Here is a 10,929-nt window from a genome sequence, read left to right as displayed (position 1 = left end):
GGCGGCGGTGGAGGAGTGTCAGACGCTTGCCTATGCCGACCTGGACCACATCGCGGAGGGCGTCTACGCCATGTGCGCGTCGCAGCAGGAGCTGCTGCAGCAGAGCATCAACGACAGCCTGAACGTGGCGCGGCGGGTGCTGGCGCAGACCGGGCCGGTTCGATTCGCCGAGGAGACGGTGACGTGGACGGCGATCGATCAGTTCACGAAGACGGAGAAATCGGTTTCGTTGCCGAAGATGATGGTGGGCGACGTGTGGCTCGGGCAGAACACCGAGGCGAAGACGGCTTCGCCGGTCGTCGATGAGGTGATGGAGGTGGTGGGGGCGACGTGCACGATTTTTCAGCGGATGAACGAGGAGGGCGACCTGCTTCGGGTGTGCACCAACGTGTGCAAGCAGGACGGGTCGCGGGCGATCGGGACGTTCATCCCGAAGCTCGAGCCCGGCGGCAAGGCCAACCCGGTGGTGGAGGCGATCCTCAAGGGTCAGAGTTTCCAGGGCCGAACGTACGTGGTCAACGGCTGGTATATCACGGCCTACGAGCCGATCAAGGACGCGGCGGGCAACGTCGTGGGCGCGCTGTACGTGGGGGTTCCGCAGGAGAGCGTGACGAGCCTGCGGCAGGCGGTGATGAACACCAAGGTGGGCGAGACCGGCTACGTGTACATTCTGGACAGCCAGGGCCACTACGTGATTTCGCAGAACGGCAAGCGTGACGGCGAGAACATCTGGGAGGCCAAGGACGCGGACGGCGTGCTGTTTATCCAGGAGATCTGCAAGAAGGCGTTGAACCTGGGTCCGAACGAAGTGGCGGAGCAGCGGTATCCGTGGAAGAACGCCGGGGACGCGACGGCTCGGGTGAAGGTGGCGCGGGTGATGTACTTTGCGCCGTGGGACTGGGTGATCGGCGTCGGTTCGTACGTGGAGGAGTTTCAGAAGGCTGAGCAGCAGGTGCGCCAGCTCGCCAAACAGGGGACGGTCATTCAGCTTGTGGTCAGCGGCGCGGCGGTGTTCGGCGCCCTGTTGGTCTGGTTCCTGGTCGCGCGATACCTGACCCGTCAGATCGGGGCAGCGGTGGGGCGTTTGAAGGAGACGGCGAGTTCGGTGGGATCGGCGTCGCAGCAGGTTTCGCAGGCGACCCAGCAGATCGCCGAAGGGGCCAGCGAGCAGGCGTCGAGCCTGGAGGAGACGTCGTCGTCGCTGGAGGAGATGACGTCGATGACCCGGAAGAACGCCGAGAACGCCAGGCAGGCCAACGGGACGGCTGAGACGGTGGGATCGGCGGCGGCCAAGTCGAAGGACGCCATGACGCGAATGTCCGAAGCGATCAATAAGATCAAGGCCTCGTCCGACCAGACGGCCAAGATCCTCAAGACGATCGACGAGATCGCGTTCCAGACGAATCTGCTGGCGCTCAACGCCGCGGTGGAGGCCGCGCGGGCGGGCGAGGCGGGCAAGGGCTTTGCCGTGGTGGCTGAGGAGGTGCGCAACCTGGCCCAGCGGTCGGCGGAGGCGGCCAGGAACACAGCGGGCCTGATCGAGGAAGCCCAGAAGAACGCCGAGAACGGTGTGATGGTTTCGCAGGAGGTCGGCGACATCCTTTCGGAGATTGTGACGGGCGTCGGCGAGGTGGGACAGCTTATCGGGCAGGTTTCGGGGGCCAGCGATCAGCAGGCCCAGGGCATCGAGCAGATCAACACCGCCATTTCGCAGATGGACCACGTAACTCAGTCGAACGCGGCGAACGCGGAGGAGACGGCATCGGCGTGCGAGTCGCTCTCGTCGCAGGTTCGCCAGCTCAACGAGGTGGTCGAGACGCTCGTGCGGGTGATCGGAGATACCAGTCGCGGAGGCCATGCGGGTCACCCCAGCCCGTCTGAGCCCTCCGAACGGGTCCACGCCGTGGCGAAGGTCAAGAGCGGAGTCTCCCGGCGGTCGGCGTTTGCGCCAGCGGAGACTTCGTCGGAGGTGGATGGGTTCTAAAGACCGGTGCTGAAGGCGTAGGGCAACAGACGACGCCGGGGGGTTTACCTACCCCGACCCCGGCGTCGTCCGATTTTTTACCCGGCGGGCGGCTGGATCGTTCCCGGGCAAAACGTGCGGCGGTAGCGGATTTCCAGCACGCACTTGCGGACCTCGATATTGCCGGAGAAACCGGGGTTGTCCTTGAGGCGGTGGATGGTGACGGCGTTCTCGCCCTGGCGGAGGGCGGCGGTGGGCGCGTCGAAACGGACGACGTCGTTCCAGCCGCCGTGGTCGTAGTGGTTGTAGAGGTCGCCGTTCCAGGCCAGCGGCACGTCGTTGACGTGGATTTCGACGTCGTCGATGGCGTTGAGGCCCATCAGGTCGAGCGTCAGCACGGCTGAGGGGGCCAGGTCGCGGCGCTGCGCTTCGGGCAGGTCGTCGGCGATGCGAAGCGGGTAGGCGGCGCGGGGTTCGTCCGGAGCGAGTCGAAATCGGCTGGTCCAGTGGCTCTGGTAGATCTGGTGGTCGGACGGCCAGACGGCGGCGACGTACTGCTTGTCGCCAAAGGCCATCGCGGACGGTTCGGCCAGTTCGGTGAAGGTCTCTCGCGGGAAGGGCCCGTCGGCGCAGGTGAAGTTAAAGAGGCTCAGGCCGTCGGCCCCGTCGGCGTAGTGGTTGGCGGCGACGGCCCGCATGTAGGGCATCGAGGGCGGGCCGAATCCGTCCTCGACGCCGTTGCCCGGATGCAGGCCGGCGCCGCCGGTGCCGCAGCTTGCGATCCAGTGCAGTTGGCCTTCGATGCCGGGAAAGACGCGGCAACCGGCGCGGTGGGCGCGGTCGATCCACCAGCGGCTTGGAGAGTCGGGCGCGTGGTCGCCGGTGACGCCGAGGGTGATCTGGTCGAGCAGCCGTTCGTCGAGCCACGTTTCGACGTCGAGGCCGCTGGCGATCACAGCGTGCGGATCGTATTCGAAGCGGGCGCTGAGGGTTCGTCCCGCCTGGCGGGTGATCGCCCGCAGGTCGCGGATCAGTTGGGTCATCAGGGGGCGGCCGGCCTCTTGATGTCCCGGGCGGAACCAGGGCTGGAATCGCGTGAAGTCCAGGTCGATGCCGGCGACGTGTTCGTAGCGGTCGAGGATTTCGCGGATCTGGCGTTGGCGGTACTGGTGGACCGCCGGCTGGGCGTAGTCGAGGGTGCGGTTGTCCAGGAGCAGTTCGGGATGCTCGTCGAGCCAGGGCGACTGGAGTTCGGGAAAGTACCACGAGCCGTCGCGCTTTCGGTAGGTATGGTGGGCGTCGTTCATTCGCAGGCTGAACTGGCAGTCGATGTCGTGTTGGCGGCAGGCCCGGCTGACCACGTGCAGCGGGTCGGTGCCTTCGGCTTCGAGGGCCCGAAGGGTTTCGCGCATGCGCCAGACGTGCATGGTGTCGATCGCGTCCATCATCTCGCCGACGCGCGGGAGGAAGGTGGAGTTGTAGTTGACGGCGTGGCCGCCGAGGGCGCAGAACTGGTAGACGCGGACGGCGGTTCCGGCAACGGGTCCGACGGTCCGGCGGACGATCCGGTCGGCGGACATCGGGGCAGGCGACCGCATGTAGGTGGACCACCCGTCGTCGTTGTAGATGATGGTTTTTTCGCTCATCGGATTTCCTCGAACCGCGACACTGCGTCTGGAAGACTATACCGCTGGCGAGGGGGATTCGACAACGGCAATGCGGCTTCCGCTGGCGGCGCATCGAGCGCTAGTTGAGGCCCCAATGGTCCAGCAGGATCTGGAAGTCGCCGAAGCCGATGACGCCGTTGCCGTCGAAATCGCCCTGGGCCCAGTCGCCGCTCTGGCTCCAGTGATCGTAGAGGATCTGGAAATCGGCGTAGCCGACGGTGGCGTCGCCGTCGGCGTCGCCGGGCAGATAGCCGGCAAAGTCCCGATCGGCGGCGTCCGCGAGCATGAAGCTGAAGGATCGCTCAGCCGGTTCGAAGGTCCAATTGGCCCGGCTGGGGGTGACGGTTCCGGACCACCCGCCGGGAACGGTGAGCTGGTAGAAGCCGTTGGGATCGGTGGTCGTGCTCGGACCATCGGTCGCGGCGAGCTCGACGTTGGCCACAGCGGCGCCGGTGAAGGTCCGCACATGGCCGGAGATGGTGACGCGCGGAGGAACGGCGTCGAAGCTCATGGTGGGCCCGGCGGGTCCGACGTTGACAATGTTGAGGCCCAGCGGGACGCCGCCGTAGCTGAGGTTGTTCGGCGTGGTGGTCTCGGTGAACTCGGCGGCGCTGCCTTCGCGGAAGTAGTCGGCGTCGTCGCCGTCGTTCTGGTTGAGCTGGACGTGCTGGACGCCGGAGGCCTCTTCGAGATCGACCCTGTAGCGGGTCTGGTCGTCGTTGCTGTAGCGGGTCGTGTCGATGTGCCAGATCAGGATGCCCCGCTGCGATCCGGGCAGATACTGGTCGAAGCCGGCGCCGTGGCGGTTTTCGATGAGGAAGAACTCGGCGAACTGCCCGGGCGGCAGGAGCAGGTACATCTGTGGTGCGACGGCGGCGTCGTCCAGGAAGAAGCGTCCGGGCGAGGTGACGATCGTGGGAGGCATCCAGCCCAGGGACATCTTGCACCAGGCGCTGAAGTGGGCGGGATGGGTGCCGTAGTCGCCGTTCCAGCATCCGTAGCCCATGATGCAGAAGTCGCCGACGCCTCGGCTGTCGTAGCCGTAGTCGTAGAGGTCGGGCAGTCCGAGGAAATGGCCGTGTTCGTGGCAGATGACGCCGATTCGGGTGATGCCCTGCGACGAAGGGTTGTTATCCCATCCGCGCCGGGCGGGTTCGGTATGGTAGCGGCTGATGGCCACGCCGTCATGGACCGCAGCAGACAGAAGGCTGCCCATGTGCGACCAGATGTAGTTGGGGTTATTGCCGGAGTATTCCTCGCCGCCTCCGGCGTGGATGACGCACAGGCCGTCAATCCTGTTGTCGCGATTCAGGTCAACGGTGGTGAAGTCGAATCCCCGCTGATCCAGCTTGGCCAGGGCCTCGACGATCATGTCCCTGGGCCGAAGGTCGCGGCCGTAGGTATCGTTGCCGCCGTACCATGCGTAGCCGTTGTCCAGGGTGACCGGCTCGACGACGGTGGCGACGACGTCGAGCTGGCCGTAGGAGACCTCCAGGTAGTAATCGCGCACCGATCCTCCCGCGCCGTCGTCGGCGTATCCGATCTGGTTGAAGAGGTCCTCGTAGCCTTCGCGGGAGTATTCGACGGCGAGGTCGGCGAAGTTGACCAGCAGCACCAGGTTGCCCATGGCGGCGCCGGTTGAGGCGGCTGGAGGCGAGGCGTAGTCGCTTTGGACCGGGAGGTTGGCGTCGGCGGCCGCGGCGCGTCGCAGAGGTTTGGGGTTGACGCGTTTGAGGCCGAGGGCTTTGGGATTGGTTCTGCCGAGGGCGTGAGGGGTCGGCTTGAACATGCCGTTGTGCTGCTGGGCGTAGACCCACCAGGTGCTCGCGCCCTTGCCGCGTCCGCGGCGTTCCTGAACGACGGGAAAGCCCTGATCGTCCTGGTGCCAGTGGGCCCGTTCGTCACCCCGCAGAAAGACGGTGACGGGCGTTCCGTCCGGCTGGTGGACTTCCATGGGTGCGGGACAGGCCGGGACCGCCAGGAGCGGCGCAGCGGCTGGTCCCAGGAGCACCGAGATGATACAGAGGCGCCAGCCCTTCCACATTTGTCGTTTCATTTCCCGATTCCCTTGGTCCGAGACGTCCCACGGCCACGGGTTCTGGAGCGTCCGCGTCCGCCGGCCCAGCCGGAATCCGGCTATCTGAAGGTCTTCGATGCACGGAGTTGGGCAACCCACCGCGACTGAGCAGAAAAACTACGTCTATAAATCCCAAACATAGCGAATTTGGTGGGATTATGCAAGTTTGATAAATTACAATTAGGAGTATGTAGTAATTATAATATTAAAGGCCCTATGCGTCGCGTTCGGGGCTGGCGGTTGGCCGGTGCCGGTTCAGTAGGAACGGGACGGGCATGCCGTAGGTGGTCTGCCAGTGGTGGATGTCGGGTCGGCCTTGCAGGAGGTCGGCAAGGTTCATGAGTTCCCAGGCGATGATCTGGTTGCCGATGCCGCTTTCGCTGGCGTAGATGGACTGGCAGACGTGCATGAAGGGGTGTTTGGCGTCGGGGTCGCGGGCGAGGTCTTTTCGGCCGGGCTGCCAGACGCCGCCGGCGGGTTGGTTGGTGTCGGTCTGGTAGGTGAAGGCCCATCCGCCGCAGTCGAGTTGGAGTTGGGCCAGGCGCTGGGCGGCGCGGGCGGCGGCGTCGAGGTAGCGCGGCTGGCTGGTGGTTTTGGCCAGTTCGGTCAGGAGGGCCAGGGGGGTGGCGTGGATCATCGCGTCGTGGGCGGCGGTCCATTGATGGTTTCGCCAGTCGTAGCTGAGGGGTTGGCCGCTGTGGCGGTGGTAGCCGGTGGCCCACCAGCCGGCGGAGGGGAAACGGTCGATCAGGAAATCGGCGTAGCGTCGCGCGGCGTCGACGGCACGGTCGTCGCCGGCGTGGAGACCAAATTGGAGGAGGGCGAGGGCGGCTTTGCCGGAGACTTCGGTGCCGACGCCGTCTTCGTTTCGGCCGTCGAAGTGGACGGGTTGGCCGGTGGTTCGGTCGTAGTGTTCGTGCCAGCCGGGCGTTTGGTCGCAAGTCATGGCGTCGATCATGAAGCTTGACCAGCGGCGGCACGGTTCGAGCAGTCGTGGATCGCCGATCAGGCGGTGGGCCTCGATCAGGGCAACGACCAGTTCGATTCCGGATCGCGTCTCGATGTTCGTGGCCTTTTCGATGACGCGGGCGTCGCACGCGCGGCCGGACCTATCGTAGTAGCGGGCCCACCCGGCGGTCTTGTCGTTGAAGTCAAAAAGCTGGGCCACTTTCTGGGCGGCGCGGGTCAGGCGGGCCAGATAGTCCGCGTTGCCGGTTGTGCCGTGGAGGGCCCGGAGCACCCAGAGGGCGGACGGCGTGGCTGAGTCGTCGGCGAGGCCGGCTTCGCAGTTGCCGAAGGGGTCGTCGGTCGGCAGGATCGGATAGGTGTTGCACCAGAGGCCGAGTGCGTTGGCGTCCTGGGCTTGGAGAAGAAACGCGGTTCCCTTCTTAGCCAGGCGCTGGGCCTCGCGGTCGTTTTGGGTCAGGCCGTAGTAGAGCAGGAACATCACGCTGTTGGTGGTGCAGCCGTTTTTCATCACGCCGCGCGGCGGGCCGTCGTCGTGCTGCCAGTAGGCCGGCATCGGCTGAAGGCGGCCGTCGTCCTCGATCCAGACATACAGCGGCCAGCCGCCGTTGGGACACTCGGCGTCGCGGAGCACGCTCACGAACCGCCCCGCCGACTCGACCCACTCGTTTCGCCCGAACGCCTGCCCGGCCCGCAGGATCACCTGGGCGATCGAGGGCGAGGTGCCGTGGCTCATCTTGATGGTGCGGATCGGCTCTCCGGCGATTTGGGCCTCGGCCCGGCCGTCGGGCAGGAACCAGAGTCCGACCCATCCGCCGCGGTGCTGGCGCTGCACGAGGAAGTGGATTTGCCTTTCGACTGTCTGGAGGATGCCGCTGACGTGGGTTTCGGTCATCGTGTGTCATCCTGAAGCTGATGGGTTCGCGATCGCCTGTCGTGGTCTTGTCCTGCTCGGTTTTCTCCGTTGCCGTGTTATCTCCGATCGGCATCAGAGGCAGGTATTGTAGTCGCGGGTGGTCGGAGTTGGAAGGCTGTCCTGTCAGCGCGGAAGATCGGAAATCGCCGGAAGGAACGGCGCCACGGGGAAGGAAGACATTCTCAAGCTGTACCCGTACCTCGAAGCCGCGGACATCGACGCGGCCCTCCAATACGCGGCGTGGCGTGTCGAAGAGATCGAGGTCCCGGTGCTTCGGGCCAGCGCATAAATGTGGTTGCTGCGGCGGAGCTACCGATCGGCCAACTCGATCAGGCAGCGGTGTTTTTAGCGTTCTCTGATTCCCGGCGTCGGGATGCCGGTTGACGAGATGATGCGGTTGCGGAAGTCCTCAAACTCCTCACCTTCTTCCGACATGATCTGCGATATCCGATAGAACCGGTTTGTCGTGGGTGACTCCCTCCTCGCCATGCCGAGGTCAATTCGGTCCACATTGGTCACCGTCCAGCATTCAACAAACCCTGCCTGCCGCGCCTTCTGATGGCTCTTTTCCGCCTCGCCGAGGCGGTTGTGAATATTCGAAAAATCAGTCCCACCCTTGACTTCAATGGCTATCAGGTTTCGATAGGAGTTCGGCGCCATCAGTTCACGGATGATGATGTCGGGATCGGAAGCGAATTCGATCAGGACCTTTCGCTCGGCTGCGTTGGTGATTTCGATCTTCCTTTGATCGGCTGAAACGGCATATTGTCCGACAATATCGTGAATCACCTTGAAAACGGTCTTGATGCCGACTTTGCCCTTCGTCACGTTGGCCCCGCCGCGCAACTGCGGACCGAGTGTCAGAAGTGTCAGGTCGTCGAGGAGGTTTCGCGATACGTGTTCGACTCCTATTCCGCGGACCATGGTGACCGCAGCGGTGATGAGCCCCTTGCACAGCTCAGCGAGCCGCTCGGTCGCCGCTCTGGGTACAAGTCCGCGCTCTTCCATCGCCTTGAACATTGTCGTGCCGTAATCGGCGGTGTAGAACGCCTTCTGGCTGAAGCCCAGCAGCAGGCGATAGTATCCCAGCAGTTTCGGATTCTCGTTAAGGAGGTACGGGACTGCGAAGAGAAGCTCTCCTCTCAGGCCTCGTCCGGCGATTCCCCGCAATTCGTCCGGCGGGACCAGATCGGATAGCTCGTCGTCCAGTCTGCTGATGTCGAGGTTCTGCACGGTCCTTCGCAAGGCGTCCTGAAGATACTCGCGCCTTGCGGCAGCCAGCGCCAGGAAAAAGTCCACTTGGAGATCGGGCGCCGGAATGCGAATCGTTGTGCTCGTCATCTGATGTTTTCTCTGAGTAACACGATCTGCGTGCCTTTGGCAAGGCGTCGGGCGGCCATCTCGATATAGTCGGGGTGCAACTCGACGCCGACGTAATTCCTGCTGAACTCCTGGCAGACGACGCCCACCGTGCCGGAACCGAAGAACGGGTCCAGCACGTGGTCGCCACGCCTGGTCGAGGCGAGAATGCACGGCTTGATCAGATCAGGCGGAAACGTCGCGAAGTGCGCATCGGTGAATGGTTGCGTGTTCACGCTCCAGACCGTTCGACGATTCCGCGGGCCTCGTCCATTCACCTCCAGCATGGCTTCGTAGTCGTAGTAGTACTTCTCAGACTTGGTCAGCATGAAGACGTATTCGTGAGCGCGAGTGGGGCGATCCTTGACGCTTTCAGGCATCGCGTTCGGCTTGTACCAGATGATGTCGCTTCGAAGGTACCAGCCGTCCTGTTGGAGCGCAAACGCCAGACGCCACGGCACGCCCAGAAGATCCTTTGGCTTCAGGCCGTCCGGAGTATTGGGCCTGACGTTCATCGCTCTCGCCGGATTCTTCTTGTCCGGCGCTCTCCATCCCCGATTTCCGCTCGTGTACCCGTCGCCGATGTTGATCCACAGAATTCCGTCGTCCTTCAGGACGCGCTTCACTTCATTGAAGACGGTGACGAGTCGGTTGATATACTGCGCGAGGCTTGCCTCCAGGCCGATCTGACCTTCGATATCGTAGTCGCGCAGCCCCCAGTAGGGCGGCGACGTCACCGCGCACTGCATGGAGTGCTCCGGCAGGCACCGGAGTATGTTCACGGCGTCGCCCTGGAGGATCATCGATCCGAAGATCTCGATTCTCTTCGGCTCCTCAATCGCCTGCTCTGTAACGGTGCGTTCCCGCAGCATGCTCGCCCTGTAGAAAGTGGCCGTCGTTCTTTCCCATCCCAGACGCTAGGATAAGCACGTCAGGGCTTCATGTCAATCGCCGGAGAATGTGCTGCGGCAGACTGCCGCGATTATCGATTCCCCGGTACGGTATTGCCGAGATTCCGGCCGGTTTCGGCGTCGAGGTCGAGCGCGGCGGCGAGGGCTTGGAGTTTGCCATACCCGTACGTCAGATCGGGCAGGAGGTAGTGGCCTTCGGTCCATTCGTTCCAGCAGCCGATCACGACCACGCGCGGATCGGTGCGGTTGGCGTCGAGGAAATCGAGGGCGGAACGGACGAACGAGCCGAACGCAGCGGGCGTGTCATTTTCGAGAATCGTGCAGCCGGGCCACCGGTTACGATCTGACGGCCCGGCGGGGCGCACGCGGGGCAGCATGCGCGGCGTCCAGTCGAAACCGGGCGAGATGGTCGGGAAGAACGGCAGCGGGTGCAGGGCGTTCCAGCGCGGCCAGTACGTCTCGGCGATCTGGGCGGCGAGAGTGGGATAGTCGATGACCTCCTCTTCGATCGGGCGATGGTTTGACACGTCGCCCAGCGGGTTGTAGTGGGCGTAGCTGTCGAAGCCGCGCTCGGCGAGACGATCGGTCAGCAGGCCGCCGTGCGCGGCGTGGAAGTGAATGCCCTCGTGGCCCATCCGGCGGGCCAGGTCGCGGAGGTCGTCGAGGAGCCGTCTGCATTCCTCAACTTCACCGAAGGGCCAGAAGATAACGATCACCGGCTTACCGTCGATCCGCCAGTAGTTCGGGTCGTGAAGATACCGCGCGACCGCGTAGGCCATGCTGCGGTAGACCTCGGCGGGGCTGTGGCTGGGGCTTCTGGCTGCGCAGGGGCGATGATACGAGCCGTCGGGCCGGCGGGTCTCGATCCACGTGGGCCAGTCGTGGTTGGTCCACATGATCGCAAACTTCATCTTCTCGCGATTGCTCGACCGCAAAAAGCCGCTTTCGAGGGCCTCGTGCATGGCCGGCTGGCCGTCGAACCAGTACCAGTCGTGGATGAACACGTCGACGCCGTGGCGCGAAGCCAGATCGTTGTAGAGCTCCCACGTCGCCGGCTGGGATTCGTCGAG

At 64.2% G+C, this 10,929-nt stretch carries 8 protein-coding genes; 2 read left to right on the top strand and 6 right to left on the bottom strand.

What is annotated here, in order from left to right:
* On the top strand, nt 1-1,984 hold a 1,984-nt coding region (locus GXY33_21795), incomplete at its 5' end, for a methyl-accepting chemotaxis protein (protein ID NLX07781.1).
* 77 nt (nt 1,985-2,061) lie between these two features.
* Here the strand turns inward: GXY33_21795 and GXY33_21790 are convergent.
* From GXY33_21790 to GXY33_21780, 3 genes are all read right to left on the bottom strand, one after another.
* The gene (locus GXY33_21790) at nt 2,062-3,609 is read right to left on the bottom strand and encodes a hypothetical protein (GenBank protein NLX07780.1); all 1,548 of its coding nucleotides are present in this window, start codon (nt 3,607-3,609) and stop codon (nt 2,062-2,064) included.
* A gap of 100 nt (nt 3,610-3,709) precedes the next feature.
* Complete coding sequence (locus GXY33_21785) at nt 3,710-5,686, bottom strand: M6 family metalloprotease domain-containing protein (protein NLX07779.1); 1,977 nt, start codon at nt 5,684-5,686, stop codon at nt 3,710-3,712.
* Between the two features lie 235 nt (nt 5,687-5,921).
* A complete protein-coding gene (locus tag GXY33_21780) occupies nt 5,922-7,568 on the bottom strand; it encodes a hypothetical protein (GenBank protein NLX07778.1) in 1,647 nt (548 codons plus the stop codon).
* Nucleotides 7,569-7,686: 118 nt separating this feature from the next.
* On the opposite strand from GXY33_21780, the gene GXY33_21775 reads away from it, so the two are divergent.
* On the top strand, nt 7,687-7,878 hold the full coding sequence (locus GXY33_21775) for a DUF433 domain-containing protein (protein NLX07777.1): 192 nt from the start codon (nt 7,687-7,689) through the stop codon (nt 7,876-7,878).
* 56 nt (nt 7,879-7,934) lie between these two features.
* On the opposite strand, the gene GXY33_21770 is transcribed toward GXY33_21775, so the two are convergent.
* The 3 genes from GXY33_21770 to GXY33_21760 all read right to left on the bottom strand — a co-directional run.
* Nucleotides 7,935-8,930, bottom strand: a complete 996-nt coding sequence (locus GXY33_21770; protein ID NLX07776.1) for an XcyI family restriction endonuclease — start codon at nt 8,928-8,930, stop codon at nt 7,935-7,937.
* Nucleotides 8,927-9,697, bottom strand: coding sequence for a site-specific DNA-methyltransferase (locus GXY33_21765; GenBank protein ID NLX07775.1), 771 nt, complete (start codon nt 9,695-9,697; stop codon nt 8,927-8,929). Before GXY33_21765 ends, GXY33_21770 begins: the two co-directional genes overlap by 4 nt.
* A gap of 233 nt (nt 9,698-9,930) precedes the next feature.
* The coding region (locus GXY33_21760; protein ID NLX07774.1) for a hypothetical protein at nt 9,931-10,929 on the bottom strand (999 nt) is incomplete at its 5' end.

This window comes from Phycisphaerae bacterium, from assembly GCA_012729815.1.
Lineage (GTDB): Bacteria > Planctomycetota > Phycisphaerae > JAAYCJ01 > JAAYCJ01 > JAAYCJ01.
This window is presented reverse-complemented; position numbering and strand designations above follow the sequence as displayed.